This window comes from Microbacterium trichothecenolyticum (genome assembly GCF_000956465.1).
In the GTDB taxonomy this organism is placed as follows: domain Bacteria; phylum Actinomycetota; class Actinomycetes; order Actinomycetales; family Microbacteriaceae; genus Microbacterium; species Microbacterium trichothecenolyticum.
Genome location: NZ_JYJA01000038.1, coordinates 142,454 through 160,406, shown reverse-complemented (window position 1 = coordinate 160,406; position 17,953 = coordinate 142,454). Strand labels below are relative to the sequence as shown.

Below are 17,953 nucleotides of genomic sequence, written 5' to 3'. Positions count from 1 at the left end.
ATGAAGCGAGACGTCTCCAGCCGCATCGCCCTGAACGTCACCGAACCGGCCGAACTGGTCTTCGCGATCACGGCCTCGACTCACTACTCCCCCGACTCCGAGCACCTCGCCGCGAACGTGGACGGCAGGCCCGTCGAGATCGACGAGCTTCACGATGCCCACGGCACGCGCCTGCACCGGGTCATGGCGCCGGTGGGGGCGTTCGCGATCGAGTACAGCGCCACCCTTCACGCCGGCGATCGCGTGGGTGGCGACGACGATGTCGAGCGGTTCGTCTATAGGCGGCCGAGCCGGTACGCCGAGTCCGACGCGCTCGCACCCACGGCGACCGCCGAATTCCGCGGCATCGAGGGCGCCACCGAGCTCCTCGCCGCCGTCTCGTCGTGGGTCGGCACACGTCTGTCGTACCTCCCGGGATCCTCGCTGCCCACCGACGGCGCCGCGCGCACGCTGCTCGCCCGGCGGGGCGTGTGCCGCGACTACGCGCACCTGTGCGTCGCGCTGCTGAGGGGACTCGGCATCCCGGCGCGTACGGTCGCCGTGTACGCACCGGGGCTGAGCCCCATGGACTTCCACGCCGTCGCCGAGGCGTGGATCGACGGCGCATGGCGGGCGATCGACGCGACGACGCTCGCGCCGCGCTCGAGCCTCGTGCGCATCGCGACCGGCCGCGATGCCGCCGATACGGCGTTTCTCAACGTGTTCTCGGGGCGCGCCGACCTGGTCGAGCTGACGGTGACCGCGACGGCCGACGCACTGCCGGACGACGACGTCACCCAGCTGGTCTCGATCGCCTGAGCCCTCGCGCGCGGAGTCGTTCCACAGGCCCGACCCGACGTGGCACAGTGATGTCATGAAGAAGTGGGTCGTGCGGTTCGCGTCGCCGCTGGTGTTCAACATCGTCGTCCTGCTGGTCGTCGGCTGGCTCACGCCCGCCCGCGTCGGCTGGGCCGCGCTCTGGGCAGGCATCGTGCTGACGGCGCTCGTCATCTGGATCAAGCCGCTCGTCGAGAAGTGGTTCCGCTCGATGGCGGCGAAGTCCGCGAACCAGCGCACCAAGGCCGGCGAGAAGCTCGTCGAGTTCCTGCTGGCCTTCGCCGTCGCGTTCCTCGTCTGGATCGTCACGGTGGTCTTCACGGGAGTCTCCATCGGCGGCGGCATCTTCGGCGCGTTCTGGGGCTGGGTCATCCCGCCGGTGATCCTCCTCATCGGCTGGGCAATCTATGGCGCGATCGACGACAAGGTCGAGACCCACGCGGGCACGCTCCTCGACAAGGCGACCGGTTCGAAGGCTGCGGGAACGGATGCTGCGGCCCCGCCGATCCCCTGCCCCGAGGCATCCGCCGCCCGGCGCGAACTGAACGACGGGCTCACCGACGAGCAGCGACGCATGCTCGACGAACTCGGCAAGGGCTGATTCGGCCCGCCCTGTCGATCCGGGCGGGCGCCGATCGTCATGAGGGTGTCGATACCCCTCCAGAAAGGACGACGCCATGCGATACGCACTCCTCCTCCACTACCCCGAGATGACCCCCGAAGACATGGGCGACGACGCCTGGGGCGAGGGCATGCGCGAGTTCGACGAGTACGCCAAGGCGCTCGACGCGGCCGGCGTGCTCGTGTCGGCCGAGGTGCTGCAGCCTTCGGCCGTGACCACCTCGGTCACCGCGCCCGACGGCACGCTGCGCGTGCAGGACGGACCGTTCGCCGACACCAGGGAGCAGCTCGGCGGCACGTTCGTGGTCGATGTCGCCGACCTCGACGCCGCCATCGGCTGGGCCGGCAAGGCCCCGTCGATCAGCTGGGGCACCGTCGAGGTGCGGCCCAGCGCGACCCGCTTCGAGAACGGCGCCTGGACCCCGTTCGCGAGCTGATGCCGGCCGCATCCGACTCCCTCGCGGTCGCGGAGCGCACCGCGCGGGAGTCGTACGGCCGCATCCTGGCCGTGGTCGCCGCTGCCACGCACGACGTCTCGCTCGCCGAAGACGCCCTCGCCGACGCGTTCGAGCGGGCGCTGCGCACGTGGCCGGACGCCGGCATCCCCGCGAATCCCGAAGGGTGGCTGGTCACCGTGGCCCGCAACCGACTGCGCGACGCCCTCTCGTCGGCGGCCCGCCGTACGGGTGTGCCGCTCGACGAGGGGATCATCGCGGCACGCGCCGACGAGCTCGAGGTCGACGCGCTCAGCGCCCTCGAGCGCGGCGAGGCGATCCCGGACCGCAGACTCGAACTGCTCTTCGCGTGCGCGCACCCGGCGGTCGACCCCGCCGTGCGCACGCCGCTCATGCTGCAGACGGTGCTCGGGTTCGAAGCGGCCGAGATCGCCCGTGCGTTCGCGGTCGAGCCGTCCGCGATGGCCCAGCGGCTCGTACGCGTGAAGCGGCGGATCCGGGACGCCGGCATCCCGTTGCGCATCCCCACCCGCGCCGATATCCCCTCCCGGCTGCTGGCCGTGCTCGAGGCGATCTACGGCGCGTACGCGATCGGCTGGCTCGACCAGGGCGATGAGCCGCGCGAGTCGCTCGCCGATGAGGCGCGATGGCTCGCGGTGCTCACCGCGACCCTCCTCGACGACGAGCCGGAGGCGTGGGGCCTCGCCGCGCTGCTGACCTACGCGCAGTCGCGTGCGCCCGCCCGCGCAGACGTTCCGTGGCCGCCGCTCGACGAGCAGGACCCAGCCGAGTGGGATCGCGCGCTCATCGCGGAGGGCGCCGCTCTGCTGCGTCGCGCCTCGTCGCTGGGGCGACCGCTGGGGCGCTTCCAGCTCGAGGCTGCGATCCAGGCCGTGCACTGCGACCGCGCCCGCACCGGCTCCCTCGACGTCGAGGCGCTCGTGAAGCTGTACCGCGGACTCGTCGCGATCGCGCCCACCGACGGCGCCCGCGCCGCACTGGCCGCCGCGGAGGGACGGCTCGCCACCGGCGCCCCCTCGGCATCGGACGTGTAACAAACCGACCCGCGCGCGCCGTTCCGCCCGGCCCGTCGCCAAGATGGAGGGATCCGCGCAGCGACAGCACGCACGCGCGGACACTCGACTCCTGGAGGCACCCATGTCGCGCCGCATCCGTCTCGTCCGCATCGCCGCCGCCGGCATCGCCGTCGCGGCCCTCGCCCTGACCGGCTGCGCCTCCGGTTCCGCGCCGGCCAGCAGCGAGTCGGCCGCCGACGCGGGCTACCTCACGCCCGGCAAGCTCACCATCGCGACCGGCGAGACGGCGTACGAGCCGTACGTGATCGACGACGACCCCGCGTCGGGTGAGGGGTTCGAGGCAGCGGTCGCCTACGCCGTCGCCGAGGAGCTGGGGTTCGCCCCCGAAGACGTCGAATGGGTGCGGACGAGCTTCGAGTCGGCGATCGCGCCCGGGCCGAAGAGCTTCGACTTCAACATCCAGCAGTACACGATCACCGACGAGCGCAAGCAGGCCGTCGACTTCTCGTCGCCCTACTACGAGGCCAGCCAGTCGGTGGTCGCGTTGAAGGGCGGCGCCGCCGAGGGCGTGACCGACATCGCGGGCCTCAAGAGCCTCGTGCTCGGCGCGATGTCGGGATCCACCAGCGCCACGACGATCGAACAGGCCATCGCGCCCACCACCACGCCGCAGCTCTACAGCTCCAACGAAGACGCGGTCGCCGCGCTCAAGGCGGGACAGATCGACGCCCTCGTGCTCGACACCCCGACCGCCTACACCGCGGTGAACTTCTACATCGACGACTCCTTCACCGTGGGCGAGCTCCCGGCAGCGGGGGTACCCGACCAGTGGGGCCTGCTCCTGGCGAAGGACTCCCCGCTCACCGCGGACGTCACCGCGGCCGTCGACACGCTTCGCGAGAACGGAACCCTCGACGCCCTCGAGGAGAAGTGGCTCGCCGTCCTCAGCGAAGGCGTGCCTCAGCTGCAGTGACCGCGTCCGCTACGTTCGTTCGGTGACCCCGCACCAGCCCAGCGCGCTCGAGCTCGACCGTCGCGCCTACCGGCACCGCCGCTCGCGGCGGTCGGTGCTCATCGCGATCGCGTCGTCGATCGCGTTCGCGGTGATCGTCTGGGCGACGGTCATCAACACCGAGGGCTGGTCGAAGGTCCAGCAGTCGTTCTTCAACCTCGACGTCGCGATCCAGGCGCTGCCGAAGGTGTGGGACGGCTTCCTGATCAACCTGCAGGTCCTCGCCTACTCCGTCGTGACCGTCGCCGTCGTGGCACTCGTGATCGCCGTGCTGCGCACCCTCCGCGGACCGGTCTTCTTCCCGGCGCGCGTGGTCGCGGCCGGCTACACCGACCTCTTCCGCGGCCTGCCCTTCATCATCGTGCTCTACCTCATCGGCTTCGGTCTGCCGACCATCACGAACACGCGCATGCCGGTCGTACTGCTCGGGGTGATCGCGGTGACGCTCACGTACTCCGCGTATGTCGCCGAGGTGATCCGCGCCGGCATCGAAGCCGTCCACCCGTCGCAGCGCCTTGCGGCGCGGGCGCTCGGCCTCGGCTACGTGCAGTCGCTGCGCCGCGTCGTGCTGCCCCAGGCCTTCCGCAAGATCACGCCGCCCCTCATGAACGACTTCATCTCCATGCAGAAGGACGTCGGGCTGATCTCCATCCTCGGCGCGGTCGACGCCATCGCCGCGGCGAGATCCGTCGCCTCGCTCACCTACAACTTCACGCCGTACGTCGTGGCCGGGGTGCTGTTCATCCTGCTCGCGATCCCCACCATCCGGCTCACCGACTGGTACACCGCGCGACTGCGCGAGCGCGAGCAGGCGGGGGCGATCCTGTGACCGCCCTGCTGCGGGCGACCGGCATCCACAAGTCCTTCGGCGAGCGCGAAGTGCTCCGCGGCGTCGACATCGACCTGGCCACGCACGAAGTGGTCGCGCTGATCGGGGCGAGCGGATCGGGAAAGTCGACGCTGCTGCGATGCCTGAACCTCCTCGAGCCCATCGACGACGGGCAGATCTTCCTCGACGACGAGGACATCTCCGATCCGCGCATCGATGCGAACCGCGTACGCGCCCGCTTCGGCGCGGTCTTCCAGAGCTACAACCTCTTCCCGCACCTCACGGTGCTCGACAACGTCACGCTCGCCTCGCGCGTCGTGCACCGCACTCCCCGACGTGAGGCCGAGGCTCGTGCGCTCGAACTGCTCGGCCGCATCGGGCTCGCCGACCTGGCGCGCGAGCACCCCGACCGCCTCTCAGGCGGCCAGCAGCAGCGTGCCGCGATCGTGCGGGCCATCGCGACCGACCCCGAGGTGCTGTTCCTCGACGAGATCACCTCGGCGCTCGACCCCGAACTCGTCGGCGAGGTCCTCGAGCTCGTGCGTCAGCTCGCCGCCGACGGCGCCACGATCCTCATGGCGACGCACGAGATGGCGTTCGCGCGGGATGTCGCCCACCGCGTGGTGTTCCTCGACGCGGGCACGATCGTCGAACAGGGGCCGCCCGCCGACGTCCTTGCGGCCCCGCGCGAACCACGCACCCGGGAGTTCCTCGCCCGCTTCACCGCCTGAGTGAGGCCAGGCCGCGTTGTCCATATCGCGTGATCTCACCGAGCGCACCCGTTATGCGCGCGTATAACGCATCGCCTCGGCGAGATCACGCGATGTGAACGCGGTGGGGTGAGTCAACCTGTTGACTTACAGTGAGTCAACTGGTTTACTCAGTACGTGTCCGACCGCCTGACCTTCACCCTCCACGAGCTCATCGCGGAGATCGACGCGTTCGCCGACACCGCGCTTCAGGCGGGGTGGGGCGTGACGTTCAACCATTTCCAGTTCCTGGCCGTGCTGTACGACCACGAGCCCGTGGACATGACGACGCTCGCCCGCTGCCTCGGCGTCACCAAGGCCGCCGTGAGCAAGCGGGTGCCCGCACTCGTCGAGGACGGCTGGATCACGGCAGCGTCCCAGCCCGGTGCGGGTCGCAGCATCCTGCTCTCGCTCACCCCCAAGGGCACCGCCCTCGTGCGCGATGCCGGCGAGGTGCTCGAGCGCGAGTTCGCCGCGATGCTGACGCACCCGTCACTCGCGGGCGACCCGATCGACGCCCCTCGCATGAACGCCCAGCTCGTCGCCCTCACCGCCTTCATCCAGCAGCAGCCGGCGCCCGGCCCGCGTGCCGTCCACCACCCTCAGGAGACCCTCGCATGAACGCTCCCCGCATCCTCGTGATCGTCGGCACGCCCTTCGCCGGCAGCCTCAACCACTCCCTCGCCAGCTCGTACGCCGACGCCGCGCGCGCCGGCGGCGCCGAGGTGCGGGTCGTGGATCTCGCGAACGACGCCGTGCCGCAGCATCCGTCCGTCCGCGATGAAGTGCGCATGCCCCGCACCGACGCCGACGTTCCGCTCACGCCCGAGGTCGCCGCCTACGTCGCCGACGTCGACTGGGCGGACCACCTGGTGTTCTTCTTCCCACAGTGGTGGGGGTCGCTTCCGGGCGCCCTCAAGACGTGGATCGACCGCGTCTTCGTGCGCGGCTTCGCCTACCGCTACCGCCCGACCGGGCGACTGTGGGACAAGCTGCTCACCGGGCGCAGCGCACGCATCGTCATGACGATGGACTCCCCCGTGCTCTGGAACGCGTGGGTCTACCGCAACGCGCCGATCCGGTCGCTCCGCAACGCCACACTGGAGTACTGCGGCATCAAGGTCCGTGGGGTGACGCGCCTCGCGCAGGTGCGGCACAGCACCGGGGCCGACCGCGAGCGCTGGGTCCGCGGGATGGCCTCGCTCGCAGCGACGGATGCCGAGTCCGTGCGTCCGCGCGAGCGATCCGCGCTCGTCGCGGCCTGAGGTCAGGCGAGCGAGCGCTCCGCGGCCTCGACGACGTTGGTCATGAGCAGCGCCACCGTCATGGGTCCGACGCCGCCGGGGTTCGGCGAGACGTAGCCGGCGACCTCGGCGACATCGGGCGCGACATCGCCGTAGACGCGGGACTTGCCGGTCTCGGGGTCGTCCTCACGGGTGACGCCCACGTCGAGGACGGCCGCACCGGGCTTCACGTCGGCAGCCTGCACGATGTGCTTGACGCCCGCGGCGGCCACGATCACATCAGCCTGGCGGAGGTGATGCGACAGGTCGGCCGTGCCGGTGTGCGTCAGGGTCACGGTCGCGTTGATCTCGCGACGCGTGAGCAGCAGGCCGATCGAGCGGCCGATGGTCACGCCGCGGCCCACGACGACCACGTCCTTGCCTTTGAGGTCGTAGTCGTTGCGCAGCAGCAGCTCGATGACGCCTCGCGGCGTGCACGGCAGCGGCGTCGTGATCGGGGAGTTGACGTTGAGCACAAGGCGCCCGAGGTTGGTCGGGTGCAGGCCGTCGGCGTCCTTCGCGGGGTCGATGCGCTCGAGGATCGCGTCGGTGTCGAGGTGCTTGGGCAGCGGCAGCTGCACGATGTAGCCGTGGCACTCCGGGTCGGCGTTGAGCTCGTCGATGAGCGCCTCGACCTCGGCCTGCGTGGCGTCGGCCGCAAGTTCGCGCTGGATCGAGTTCATGCCGATGGCCTCGGACTCGCGGTGCTTCATCCCGACGTACAGCTGCGACGCCGGGTCGGCGCCGACGAGCACGGTCGCGATGCCGGGCGTGACGCCGCGGTCCTTGAGCGCCGCCACGCGCTCGCGCAGCTCGTCCTTGATCTGGGCCGCAGCCGCGCGCCCGTCGAGCTTATGTGCGGTCATCGTTGGTCTCCTCGTGTGGTCGTGCGCTCTGGGCCTGGGTACCCCGGCCCGCGAGAGTGCAGCTGGCGGACGAAAGGCAGGGAACCACCCACCATCTCGGCGATCAACTGCACTCTCGCGGATCGTGGTCGAGGAGGGGGCGGGACGGATGCCGCGGCCCGGTGCCGGGCCGCGGCACCCGTGTCGACAAGTGGTACCAGACGATGCCGCCGCGGTGCGACGGCGTTCCCGCTCAGTGGCGGAAGTCGGGGTACAGCGGGAAAGCGGCCGTCAGGGCCGAGACGCGCAGGCGCAGCTCCTCGACGTCGGCGCCGGGCTGCAGCGCGAGCGCGATGACGTCGGCGACCTCGGTGAACTCGGCGTCGCCGAAGCCGCGGGTCGCGAGCGCCGGCGTGCCGATGCGCAGGCCCGACGTGACCATCGGGGGCCGCGGGTCGTTGGGGACGGCGTTGCGGTTCACGGTGATGTGGATCTCGTGCAGGAGGTCCTCGGCCTGCTTGCCGTCGATCTGAGCGTTGCGCAGATCGACGAGCACGAGGTGCACGTCGGTGCCGCCCGAGCGCACGGCGATGCCGGCGTCCTTCACGTCCTGCTGCGACAGGCGCTCCGCGATGATGTGGGCGCCGCGCAGGACGCGCTCCTGGCGCTCCTTGAACTCGGGAGTGGCCGCGAGCTTGAACGCGGTGGCCTTCGCCGCGATCACGTGCATGAGCGGGCCGCCCTGCTGGCCCGGGAAGACCGCGGTGTTGATCTTCTTCGCGATGTCGGCGTCGTTGGTGAGGATGAAGCCCGAGCGGGGGCCGCCGATGGTCTTGTGCACGGTCGACGACACGACGTGCGCGTGCGGGACCGGGTTGGGGTGAAGGCCGGCCGCGACGAGACCGGCGAAGTGCGCCATGTCGACCCATAGGGTCGCACCGACCTCGTCGGCGATCGCGCGGAAGGCGGCGAAGTCGAGCTGACGCGGGTAGGCCGACCAGCCGGCGATGATGACCTTGGGCTTGTGCTCGACGGCGAGGCGGCGCACCTCGTCCATGTCGATCGTCGAGGTCTCGGGGTCGACGCCGTACGCGACGATGTTGTAGAGCCGGCCGGAGAAGTTGATCTTCATGCCGTGCGTGAGGTGGCCGCCCTGGTCGAGCGACAGTCCGAGCAGCGTGTCGCCGGGGCGGGCGATGGCGTGCAGCACGGCGGCGTTCGCGGTGGCGCCCGAGTGGGGCTGGACGTTCGCGAACTCGGCGCCGAACAGAGCCTTGGCGCGGTGGATGGCGAGCTCCTCGGCGACGTCGACCTCTTCGCAGCCGCCGTAGTAGCGGCGGCCCGGGTAGCCCTCGGCGTACTTGTTGGTGAGCACCGAGCCCTGCGACTGCAGCACCGAGACGGGCACGAAGTTCTCGGAGGCGATCATCTCGAGGTAGCCGCGCTGGCGGTCGAGCTCGCGGTCGAGCACCTGGGCGATCTCGGGATCGACCTCGGCGAGAGGGGCGTTGAAGAACTGATCGGTCATGCGATCTCCAGACTCACGGCTTTCAGATAGGGGTGTCCCACATCGGCCCAGGCGTGCGGTCGAATGCCGTAGTCGGTCGCTCCCCGGTGGTGGCCCACCTCAACGCCAGTCGCGACACACCGAGCATAACGGAACACGAACCACTAGGCTGAGTCCGATCGCTTTTGTTAGGACTCTTTACATGAATCGTCGACGAGGACGGGCCGTCGCGGCAGCCGTCCTCGCCGCTGCGCTGCTGGCCGGATGCACCCCGGTCGCACAGAATGGAGACACCGTGTCGCTTCCCGCCGTCGTCCCCGCCCCCGTCTCGATCGAGGCCGGGCCCGACGCGCCCTTCCGGCTCTCGTCCGCCACGGCGGTGACCGGAGAGGCGGATGCTGCCGCCGCCCTGTCGGCGATCGTCGAGGCCCGCACCGCGCTGACCCTCGCGAGCGGCGACGGCGCGGGCATCGAACTGCGGATCGACGCGCGTTCGGACGCACCCGAGTCCTACCGGATCGCGGTGGACGAGGCATCCGTCACCGTCACAGGCGCCGACGCGGCCGGACTCTTCTACGGCGTGCAGACACTGGGCCAGCTCATCGCCCGTGACGGCGACGAATGGACGGTATCCCCCGTCACGATCGAGGACGCCCCGCGCTTCGCGTACCGCGGCGTCATGCTCGACGTGGCCCGCCACTTCCACCCCGTCGAGACGGTCAAGGCCTACATCGACCACGCGGCATCGCTCAAGTTCAACGCGCTGCACCTGCACCTCACCGACGATCAGGGCTGGCGCGTCCACCTCGACTCGCGGCCCGAGCTCACCGAGAAGGCGTCGGGAACCTCGGTCGGCGGTGACCCTGGCGGCTTCTACACGAAGGACGACTACCGCGAGATCGTCGAGTACGCGGATTCCCGTCACATGATCGTGGTCCCCGAGATCGACATGCCCGGGCACACGCACGCAGTCGGGCTCGCCTACCCCGAACTGGCCGAGGACCCGAGCGTCAGCGACCACATGCGCGAGGTCATCCGCGACTACGGCGGCGACGAGCCGCGCGCCGGCGCACCGTACGACGGCATGGCCGTCGGGTTCTCTTCGCTGAAGATCCACGACGAGGCGACCTACGACTTCGTGGCGGACATCTTCGGCGAGCTCGCCGCGATGACCCCGGGCCCGTACCTGCACTTCGGCGGTGACGAGTCGCTCTCGACGACCGACGAGGACTTCGCGGAGTTCGTCGGGCGAGCGAGCGAGATCATCTCCGACCTCGGAAAGACGCCCGTGGCGTGGCACGAGGCCGGGGCCGCGGTCGGCATCGCCGACACCACGGTCGGCCAGTACTGGGGGTTCCTCACACCGCAGGAGGGCGCCGCCGAGAAGGCGACGGCGTTCGTCGACAACGGCGCGCAGCTGATCCTCTCCCCCGCCGACGCGATCTACCTCGACATGAAGTACCCGAATGGACCCGAGCTGGGCCTCACCTGGGCGAACGGCCCGACGAGCGTCGAGCGCGCCTACTCGTGGGAGCCGTCCGATGTGCTCCCCGGCGTCGACGACTCCGGCATCCTCGGCGTCGAGGCGCCGCTGTGGACCGAGACGATCCGCACCGCCGCCGACATCGACACGATGGCGTTCCCCCGCGCGGCCGCCGCCGCGGAGGCCGCCTGGTCGCCGGCGACCGGAGCGAGCGACCTGCGCACCTGGGCGTCGTTCCGCCAGCGCGTCGGCGCCCTCGGCCCGCTGTGGACCAGCATGGGCATCGGCTTCCACCCGTCCGACGAGATCCCGTGGGTCACCGAATGACCTCGGCCGAGTGATCCGGAGCACCGCATGGCCACCCTCGTCCACTCCGTCCGCCTGCTGGGCTCCGTATCCGTCGACAGCGACCGCCTCGACGGATGGGCGCTGTTCGACGGCGGCCGCGTCGCGTCGGCCGGTGTCGGCGGCGACCTCCCTCCCGCCGATGAGGTCGTGGACGGCGGCGACGGATGCCTCGTCCCCGGGTTCATCGACATCCACGGCCACGGCGGCGCCGGCGCGAGCTTCGACGACGGCCCGCAGGCCGTGTCCACCGCGCGTGCCGTGCACCGCGCCCACGGCACGACGCGCGCGGTGCTCTCGCTCATCACTGCGCCGATCGACGACCTCGCTGCGCGTGTGGCGATGGTCGCCGACCTCTGCGACGCCGATCCCACCGTCCTCGGCTCGCACCTCGAGGGTCCGTTCCTGGACCCCGGCCACAAGGGCGCGCACACCGAGTCGCTGCTGCGCGCGCCGGACGCGGCATCCGTCGACCGACTGCTCGAGGCGGGACGCGGCACGATCCGCCAGGTCACCCTCGCCCCCGAGCGCCCCGGAGCCTTCGATGCGATCCGGCGCTTCGTCGACGCCGGCGTCGCGGTCGCGGTGGGCCACACGAACGCCGATGCCGACACGACACGACGCGCCTTCGACGCCGGCGCGACGCTGCTCACCCACGCGTTCAACGCGATGCCCGGCATCCATCACCGCGCCCCCGGCCCGGTCGTCGCGGGCCTGCGCGACGAGCGCGTCACGCTCGAGATCATCGCCGACGGCGTGCACGTCGACCTCGAGCTCATCGCGACGCTGTTCGCCGTGGCCGGCGACCGCATCGCGCTCATCACCGACGCGATGGCCGCGGCCGGGTCGCAGGACGGCCGGTACGAGCTGGGCGGCCTCGCCGTGCGCGTGACCGACGGCGTCGCGAGGCTCGAAGAGGGCGGCGCGATCGCCGGCTCGACGCTCACGCAGGACGCCGCCCTTCGCCACGTCGTGGCCGCGGGCGTGCCGCTCGAGGTCGCCTCGCACGCTCTGAGCCGGCAGCCCGCCCACGCGATCCACCGCGGCGATCTCGGCACCCTCGACATCGGCGCGCCCGCCGACGCGGTACTGCTCGACGAGACCCTCGCGGTGCGCCGCGTGTGGGTCGCGGGGCACGACGCCTGAGTACGCCGGCGCGCGCGTGAAAGGCGGGGCCGAAGGTCCCTCCCCCGAGATACCTCCGAGCCCCGCCCTGCCCGCAGGATTCCCGCGGGGGCGGCCGCCGCCGGGCCCCTCATAAGGGCGGCCTGCCACTCTGATGAAAGAGACGTGGAGAACCCCCGTCTATTACGCGAATTCTGGATATTCGCTCAGGACGGATGCCGCGCCCTCACGTCGCAGCCCTGGTCAAATCCGGAGGCGGCGACGACAATGGAGCGAACCACGGTCCGCACCCGGGATCGACGTCGTCGATGTGCGCCGCGCAACTGGGGGGCCCATGGACCACGAGGAAGTGCAGGAGCACGAGACGGACGTCGTCGCTGACGCCGACGCCGATCTCGTCCTGCGGACGAGATCGGGCGACACCGACGCGTTCGCGGAGCTCTGGCGGCGCCACTACCGCGCAGGCGTGACCGTCGCGCGCAACATGACATCGAGCCTCGACGCCGACGACCTCGTGCAAGAGGCGTACACCCGCATCTACCATTCGATCGCGCACGGCGGCGGGCCGACCGGCTCGTTCCGCGCGTACCTGTTCACCAGCATCCGCAACACCGCGGCGGCATGGGGGCGCGCGCGCCGCGAGACCGCGTACGAGGAGCTCGACGGCGTGGAGGATCCTTCGGGCGCCGAGCACGAGAGCGAGGCCGCGCTCGACCGCGGCCTGACGCATCAGGCCTTCCGCAGCCTGCCGACACGGTGGCAGGAGGTGCTCTGGTATTCCGAGATCGAACGCATGAAGCCCGCCGAGATCGCGCCGCTGTTGGGCATGAAGCCGACGGCGGTCGCCCAGCTGACGTTCCGCGCGCGGGAAGGGCTGCGCGAAGCCTGGATCCAGGCCCACCTGCGGTCTGTGGTCGACGGCTCGGACTGCCAGTGGACCATCGAGCGCCTCGGCGCGTACACCCGTCTCAACCTCGGCCGGCGCGACCTCGCGAAGCTCGAGCAGCACCTCGCGCACTGCGTGCGCTGCTCGATCGTCGCGAGCGAGGCCAAGGAGGTCTCGAGCCGGCTGGCGCTCGTGCTGCTGCCCATCGCCCTGGGTGCCGTCGGCACCGCAGGCTACCTCGCGACGGTTCAGGGCGGTGGCACCTCCCTGGTGGCTCTGGCCTCGATGCCTTCGAGCGTGGTGCACAGCACGGTGACCATCGCCCCGGGCGGAGTCGTGGGCGCAAGTGCGGGTGCGAGTGCCGGCGCGAGTGCGGCTGTCGGTGCGGCTGCGACGTCGGCCGGCGTCGGATCGGCGGGGGCGGTCGGCGCAGCAGGGGCGGCGACCGCCGTCGCTTCGTCGGCGGCGGTCTTCGGCACGTCGGCCGTCGCCGGCATCGGCGCGGCCTCCGGACTCGCCGCGGCCGGCCTCTTCGTCGTGAGCGGCGTGGTCGCCGCGGCAGTGATGCTGCCGGCCACGGCCGGCCCCGAACCGGCGCCGACGCCCACGCCGACCGACGAGGTCCTCGCCGAGAACGTCAACGCCCCGGCGCTTCTGCCGGACGACACCGGCGACACCGCGCTCCAGCTTCCGGCCGAGCCGGGTCCCGGCCCGGCCGACGTGCCCGTCGTCCCCGACCCCGCTGCGGGCGACGGCGGCGCAACAGGCGAGGGGACCGCTTCGTCGGCCGGCGGCAAGGCCACGGGCCAGTCCGGCAACGGCAAAGCTCAAGGCAGCACCGGCAACCAGTCGAGCAACAACGGCAACGCACAGGGCGTCGATCGCCTCGCCACCGGCAGCACGGGAGACAACGGCAAGTCGTCGGGCGACAACACCAGCGAGTCCGGAAACAACGGGAACGGGAACGGCAACGGCAACGGCGGCAACACCGGAAACGGCGGCTCGACAGGCAACGGCACCCCCAACGGCAACGGCAACGGCAACGGCAACGGCAACGGCAACGGCAACGGCAACGGCAACGGCAACGGCAACGGCGGCAACACCGGAAACGGCGGCTCGACAGGCAACGGCACCCCCACCAACGGCACCGGCAACGGCAACGGCGGCAACACGGGCGCCGGCACCGGCACCTCGAAGCGGAATGCGAGCCCCCCGAACGGCCTCGGACACGGAGTCGTCGAGCGCATGCCCGCCGCAACGACCACCGAGACGCCCGCGAACGCCCCGGAAGTGGCACACGTGCCCGTCGAGACGGTGCCTGCCGACGGCGGCAACTGACCCCCGCGTCCCGGGTCGCCCGCGACGCTCAGCGCCGGGCCCGCGCACCGGTGCCCGGCGGACGCGCGGAGCATGCCGCCGTAGACTGGAAGCCATGTCCGACACGCCGAACGTCACTCCCGCGCGCCCTGCCGAACCGGCACCGGGAACGCGCGCACCCCTCTCGGCGATCGACGTGATCGCGTTCGTGTGCGAGATCTTCGCGTTCGGCACGCTCGCGCTGTGGGGCTTCACGATGTGGCCGTTCCCGTGGAACATCGTCGCCGGCGTCGGGGCCCCCGTGATCGCGATCCTCCTCTGGGCCCTGTTCGTTTCGCCGCGCGCCGTGTTCGCCGTGCACCCCTTCGTGCGCGCCATCGTCGAGCTGCTCGTCTACGTGTCCGCGACCGCCGCCTGGTGGTCGATGGGCAACGCGTGGATCGGCGTCGCGTTCGGCGTCGTCGCCGTGACCGCGGGGGTCATCGCCGGCCGGCGGCGCCTGTCGTGACCTCGGGCGCCGACGCGCTCGACCAGCTGCGCGCGGCACTCGGCGATCGCGTCGACACCTCCGCGGCCTCGCTCGCCGCCGCGCGCGCCGACAAGTCGGGGCACGCGGCATCCGGTCTCCCCCTCGCCGTCGTGCACGCCCGCAGCATCGACGATGTGCAGCAGACGCTCCGCATCGCCGCGAGCACCGGCACGCCCGTGGTCACCCGCGGCGCCGGCACCGGCCTCGCCGGCGGCGCCAATGCCGGAGACGGGGAGATCTCGCTGTCGGTGCGGGGCATGGACCGCGTCCTCGAGGTGCGCCCCGACGACCTCCTCGCGGTCGTGGAGCCGGGCGTCCTCAACGCCGACCTCAACACCGCGCTCGCCCCGTACGGCCTCTGGTGGGCTCCCGATCCCGCGAGCCGGGCGATCTCGACGGTCGGCGGCAACATCGCCACCGGCGCCGGCGGACTGCTGTGCGCGAAGTACGGCGTGGTGCGCGACGCGGTGCTCGGCGTCGACCTCGTGCTCGCGGACGGTCGGCTCCTCCGCCTCGGCCACCGCACCGTCAAGGGCGTCACGGGCCTCGACCTGACGTCGCTGGTGATCGGGTCCGAGGGGACTCTCGGCGTCGTCGTCGGCGCGACCCTGAAGCTGCGCCGACTCGTGCCCGGCGAGGTCTGCACGATCGCCGCGACGTTCCCCGACGTGCGGACGGCGGCCGAGGCATCGTCCGCCGTCACCGCCTCCGGTGCGCAGCCCGCGATCATGGAGCTGATGGATGCCGCGTCCCTCGCCGCCGTGCACGCGCTCCTGGCGCTCGAGGCGCCGACGCCCGGCGCGGCGCAGCTCACCATCCAGACCGACGGCCCGGCCGCGATCGCCGAGGCCGACGCCATCGCCGACGTGCTCCGTCGCGCCGGAGGCACGGCCGTCGTCTCGCACGACCGCGAAGAGGGCGAGCGGCTGCTGGCGATCCGCCGGTCGATGCACCCCGCCATGGAATCGCTCGGCACAGCCCTCATCGAGGACGTCTCGGTGCCCCGCAGCGCCCTGCCCGCGATGTTCGACGAGATCGCCCGCGTCGAACGCGAGCACGGCGTCGTGATCCCCACGGTCGCCCACGCGGGCGACGGCAATCTGCATCCCAACTTCATCTTCGAGGCCGAGCCCGACGAGTTCGGCGTCGTCGAGGCGCCGGACGACATCTGGGCGGCCGCCGACGACCTCTTCCGCGCGGCGCTGCGCCTCGGCGGCACGCTCACCGGCGAACACGGCGTGGGCGTGCTCAAGCGCCGCTGGCTCGCCGACGAGCTCGGCGAGGATCAGTGGGAGCTGCAGCGGCAGATCACCCGCGTCTTCGATCCCCAGGGCATCCTCAACCCCGGCAAGGTGTTCGCGCGCTGAGCTGACGCGGGAGCCTCAGATGCCCTGCCACTCCGGCTTGTTGTCGTAGGCGTAGCGGTAGTAGTCCGAGCGGGTCAGCTGCGATGCGGCGGCTTCGTCGACCACGATCGTCGCGTGCGGGTGGAGCTGGATCGCCGAGCCCGGCAGCGACGCCGACAGCGGACCCTCGACGGCCCCCGCGACCGCGGCCGCCTTGCCCTCGCCGAAAGCCAGCAGCACGATGTGCCGCGCGCGCAGGATCGTGCCGAGCCCCTGCGTGATGCAGTGCATGGGCACGTCGTCGATCGAATCGAAGAAGCGTGCGTTGTCCCGGCGCGTCTGCTCGGTGAGCGTCTTCACGCGGGTGATCGACGAGAACGACGAGCCGGGCTCGTTGAAGCCGATGTGGCCGTCGGTGCCGATGCCGAGGATCTGCAGGTCGATGCCGCCGGCGTCGCGGATGGCCTCGTCGTACTCCTCGCCGTGATGCTCGATGCCCTCCGGCGTGCCGTCGGGCGTGCGGATGAGCTCGGGGTTGAGACCCAGCGGCTCGACGACCTCGCGCGTGATCACCGAGCGGTAGCTCTCGGGATGAGCGGGGTCGATGCCCACGTACTCGTCGAGCGCGAATCCGCGCACGCGCGAAAGGTCGACGCCCTCCAGCCGCGAGCGCAGCGCCTCGTACACGGGCAGCGGCGTGGACCCCGTCGCGAGCCCCAGGACCGTCTCGGGGTTCGAGCGGACGAGCTCTGCGATGTGGTCGGCGACGAGCGCGCCCGCGGCGGCCTTGTCTTTGACGATGACGATCTCAGCCATGGACCAGTGCTTCCTCTGCGTCGTGTGTGGCGTCGCCCTCCGCACCCACCAGCGCGGCTCCGAGTGCGGCTGCCGGCGAACCCGGCGGCAGCAGCTCGACCCGGTCGGCGAGGTGCAGCGAGCGCATGAACGGGGATGCCTCGGCACTGGCCGCGAGCTCGGCTGCGACATCCGTCATCAGTCGGTCTCCCAACGCCGTCACACCTCCTCCGAGGACCACGATATCGACGTCGACCGTCAGCACCAGCACCCGGATCGCGGCGGCCACGCCGCGGGCGAGCCCGCCACGCAGCTGCCGGGCAGAGGGGTCGCCCGCATCGGCGGCGTCGAAGACGTCGCGCACCGGCAGCGCGGAGCGCTTTGCCCAGCGCTCAGCGATCGCGCCGCCGCCCGCGAAGGCCTCGATGCAGCCGCGCTGGCCGCAGCGGCACAGCGGCCCGTTCGGGTCGACCGAGATGTGGCCGACCTCGCCCGCGGTGCCGCGGGCGCCCCGCCAGAGGACGCCGTCCGAGACGATTCCCGCGGCGATGCCGGTGCCGAGGTTGAGATACGCCATCGAGCCCGGCGCGGGCGCGCCGCCCCTCGTGTGGAGCGCGTGCGCTCCGAGTGCGGCGGCCTTGACGTCGTTCTCGACCTGCACCGGCACCCCCAGCCGGGGCGCGACGGCGGCGGCGAGGTCGAGCTCGTCGACGCCGAGGTTCACCGCGTGCACCACGCGGCCGGTGCCCGGCTCGATCTGACCTGGGATGCCTACCCCGACGGACTGCACGGTGGAGAGGTCGACGCCGGCCTCCGAGCCGAGCGCACGCACGGCGTCGAGGACGGTCTGGGCCACGGCATCCGGTCCCCATCCCGTGGGGATGCGAAGGCGACCCGCGATCTCGCCGTCGGCGTCGACCGCGACGGCGTCGGTCTTCGTCCCGCCGACGTCCAGCCCGACCCTCATCGGCCG

The 17,953-nt window shown here is 71.6% G+C and carries 18 protein-coding genes and 1 riboswitch; of the genes, 14 read left to right on the top strand and 4 right to left on the bottom strand.

The window, feature by feature from the left end; all coding sequences use genetic code 11:
• The 9 genes from RS82_RS14960 to RS82_RS14920 all read left to right on the top strand — a co-directional run bounded on the left by RS82_RS14960 (position 1) and on the right by RS82_RS14920 (position 6,784).
• Positions 1-798 carry a transglutaminase-like domain-containing protein gene (locus RS82_RS14960; protein WP_045300856.1) on the top strand — a complete coding sequence of 266 codons (798 nt, stop codon included), beginning with the start codon at positions 1-3 and terminating at the stop codon, positions 796-798.
• A gap of 55 nt (positions 799-853) precedes the next feature.
• Positions 854-1,417: a hypothetical protein gene (locus RS82_RS14955; RefSeq protein WP_045300851.1), complete on the top strand. Its 564-nt coding sequence runs from the start codon at positions 854-856 to the stop codon at positions 1,415-1,417.
• Between the two features lie 76 nt (positions 1,418-1,493).
• Complete coding sequence (locus RS82_RS14950; protein ID WP_045300849.1) at positions 1,494-1,874, top strand: YciI family protein; 381 nt, start codon at positions 1,494-1,496, stop codon at positions 1,872-1,874.
• Positions 1,874-2,947, top strand: coding sequence for an RNA polymerase sigma factor (locus RS82_RS14945; RefSeq protein WP_045300847.1), 1,074 nt, complete (start codon positions 1,874-1,876; stop codon positions 2,945-2,947). Before RS82_RS14950 ends, RS82_RS14945 begins: the two co-directional genes overlap by 1 nt.
• A 103-nt stretch (positions 2,948-3,050) precedes the next feature.
• Positions 3,051-3,902 (top strand): ABC transporter substrate-binding protein, encoded by an 852-nt coding sequence (locus RS82_RS14940; RefSeq protein ID WP_045300845.1) that lies wholly within the window; start codon positions 3,051-3,053, stop codon positions 3,900-3,902.
• A gap of 22 nt (positions 3,903-3,924) precedes the next feature.
• Entirely contained in the window at positions 3,925-4,770 is an 846-nt protein-coding gene (locus RS82_RS14935; RefSeq protein WP_045300842.1) for an amino acid ABC transporter permease, read from the top strand.
• Entirely contained in the window at positions 4,767-5,501 is a 735-nt protein-coding gene (locus RS82_RS14930) for an amino acid ABC transporter ATP-binding protein (protein WP_045300840.1), read from the top strand. Before RS82_RS14935 ends, RS82_RS14930 begins: the two co-directional genes overlap by 4 nt.
• Before the next feature lie 156 nt (positions 5,502-5,657).
• A complete protein-coding gene (locus RS82_RS14925) occupies positions 5,658-6,140 on the top strand; it encodes a MarR family winged helix-turn-helix transcriptional regulator (protein ID WP_045300839.1) in 483 nt (160 codons plus the stop codon).
• Entirely contained in the window at positions 6,137-6,784 is a 648-nt protein-coding gene (locus RS82_RS14920) for an NAD(P)H-dependent oxidoreductase (protein ID WP_045300838.1), read from the top strand. The genes RS82_RS14925 and RS82_RS14920 overlap by 4 nt, the downstream gene beginning before the upstream one ends.
• Positions 6,785-6,786: 2 nt before the next feature.
• Here RS82_RS14920 and RS82_RS14915 read toward each other — a convergent pair whose 3' ends face one another.
• Positions 6,787-7,668 carry a bifunctional methylenetetrahydrofolate dehydrogenase/methenyltetrahydrofolate cyclohydrolase gene (locus tag RS82_RS14915; protein ID WP_045300837.1) on the bottom strand — a complete coding sequence of 294 codons (882 nt, stop codon included), beginning with the start codon at positions 7,666-7,668 and terminating at the stop codon, positions 6,787-6,789.
• Positions 7,669-7,900: 232 nt separating this feature from the next.
• Complete coding sequence (glyA, locus tag RS82_RS14910) at positions 7,901-9,175, bottom strand: serine hydroxymethyltransferase (protein WP_045300835.1); 1,275 nt, start codon at positions 9,173-9,175, stop codon at positions 7,901-7,903.
• A gap of 38 nt (positions 9,176-9,213) precedes the next feature.
• A riboswitch (ZMP/ZTP riboswitch) is annotated at positions 9,214-9,298 on the bottom strand.
• Between the two features lie 151 nt (positions 9,299-9,449).
• On the opposite strand from glyA, the gene RS82_RS14905 reads away from it, so the two are divergent.
• The 5 genes from RS82_RS14905 (at position 9,450) to RS82_RS14885 (ending at position 16,206) form a co-directional block, all read left to right on the top strand.
• Positions 9,450-10,964: a family 20 glycosylhydrolase gene (locus RS82_RS14905; RefSeq protein WP_045300833.1), complete on the top strand. Its 1,515-nt coding sequence runs from the start codon at positions 9,450-9,452 to the stop codon at positions 10,962-10,964.
• A 27-nt stretch (positions 10,965-10,991) separates the two neighbouring features.
• On the top strand, positions 10,992-12,128 hold the full coding sequence (gene nagA / locus RS82_RS14900; protein WP_045300831.1) for an N-acetylglucosamine-6-phosphate deacetylase: 1,137 nt from the start codon (positions 10,992-10,994) through the stop codon (positions 12,126-12,128).
• Between the two features lie 313 nt (positions 12,129-12,441).
• The gene (locus RS82_RS20780) at positions 12,442-14,331 is read left to right on the top strand and encodes a sigma-70 family RNA polymerase sigma factor (protein ID WP_052676864.1); all 1,890 of its coding nucleotides are present in this window, start codon (positions 12,442-12,444) and stop codon (positions 14,329-14,331) included.
• Between the two features lie 94 nt (positions 14,332-14,425).
• On the top strand, positions 14,426-14,818 hold the full coding sequence (locus tag RS82_RS14890) for a YrdB family protein (protein ID WP_045300829.1): 393 nt from the start codon (positions 14,426-14,428) through the stop codon (positions 14,816-14,818).
• Entirely contained in the window at positions 14,815-16,206 is a 1,392-nt protein-coding gene (locus RS82_RS14885; RefSeq protein ID WP_045300827.1) for an FAD-binding oxidoreductase, read from the top strand. Before RS82_RS14890 ends, RS82_RS14885 begins: the two co-directional genes overlap by 4 nt.
• Positions 16,207-16,221: 15 nt before the next feature.
• Here the strand turns inward: RS82_RS14885 and RS82_RS14880 are convergent, their stop codons facing one another.
• Complete coding sequence (locus RS82_RS14880) at positions 16,222-17,001, bottom strand: glucosamine-6-phosphate deaminase (protein WP_045300825.1); 780 nt, start codon at positions 16,999-17,001, stop codon at positions 16,222-16,224.
• Complete coding sequence (locus RS82_RS14875; protein ID WP_045300823.1) at positions 16,994-17,947, bottom strand: ROK family protein; 954 nt, start codon at positions 17,945-17,947, stop codon at positions 16,994-16,996. Before RS82_RS14875 ends, RS82_RS14880 begins: the two co-directional genes overlap by 8 nt.
• Positions 17,948-17,953: the final 6 nt, after the last annotated feature.

What these genes read in the sequence shown, in the direction of transcription:
- nagA (WP_045300831.1), top strand. Translation starts at nt 10,992, where the DNA reads ATGGCCACCCTCGTCCACTCCGTCCGCCTGCTGGGCTCCGTATCCGTC.
- RS82_RS14880 (WP_045300825.1), bottom strand. Translation starts at nt 17,001, where the DNA reads ATGGCTGAGATCGTCATCGTCAAAGACAAGGCCGCCGCGGGCGCGCTC.
- RS82_RS14950 (WP_045300849.1), top strand. Translation starts at nt 1,494, where the DNA reads ATGCGATACGCACTCCTCCTCCACTACCCCGAGATGACCCCCGAAGAC.
- RS82_RS14890 (WP_045300829.1), top strand. Translation starts at nt 14,426, where the DNA reads ATGTCCGACACGCCGAACGTCACTCCCGCGCGCCCTGCCGAACCGGCA.
- RS82_RS14955 (WP_045300851.1), top strand. Translation starts at nt 854, where the DNA reads ATGAAGAAGTGGGTCGTGCGGTTCGCGTCGCCGCTGGTGTTCAACATC.
- RS82_RS14945 (WP_045300847.1), top strand. Translation starts at nt 1,874, where the DNA reads ATGCCGGCCGCATCCGACTCCCTCGCGGTCGCGGAGCGCACCGCGCGG.
- RS82_RS14940 (WP_045300845.1), top strand. Translation starts at nt 3,051, where the DNA reads ATGTCGCGCCGCATCCGTCTCGTCCGCATCGCCGCCGCCGGCATCGCC.
- RS82_RS14875 (WP_045300823.1), bottom strand. Translation starts at nt 17,947, where the DNA reads ATGAGGGTCGGGCTGGACGTCGGCGGGACGAAGACCGACGCCGTCGCG.
- glyA (WP_045300835.1), bottom strand. Translation starts at nt 9,175, where the DNA reads ATGACCGATCAGTTCTTCAACGCCCCTCTCGCCGAGGTCGATCCCGAG.
- RS82_RS14915 (WP_045300837.1), bottom strand. Translation starts at nt 7,668, where the DNA reads ATGACCGCACATAAGCTCGACGGGCGCGCGGCTGCGGCCCAGATCAAG.
- RS82_RS14960 (WP_045300856.1), top strand. Translation starts at nt 1, where the DNA reads ATGAAGCGAGACGTCTCCAGCCGCATCGCCCTGAACGTCACCGAACCG.
- RS82_RS20780 (WP_052676864.1), top strand. Translation starts at nt 12,442, where the DNA reads ATGGACCACGAGGAAGTGCAGGAGCACGAGACGGACGTCGTCGCTGAC.
- RS82_RS14920 (WP_045300838.1), top strand. Translation starts at nt 6,137, where the DNA reads ATGAACGCTCCCCGCATCCTCGTGATCGTCGGCACGCCCTTCGCCGGC.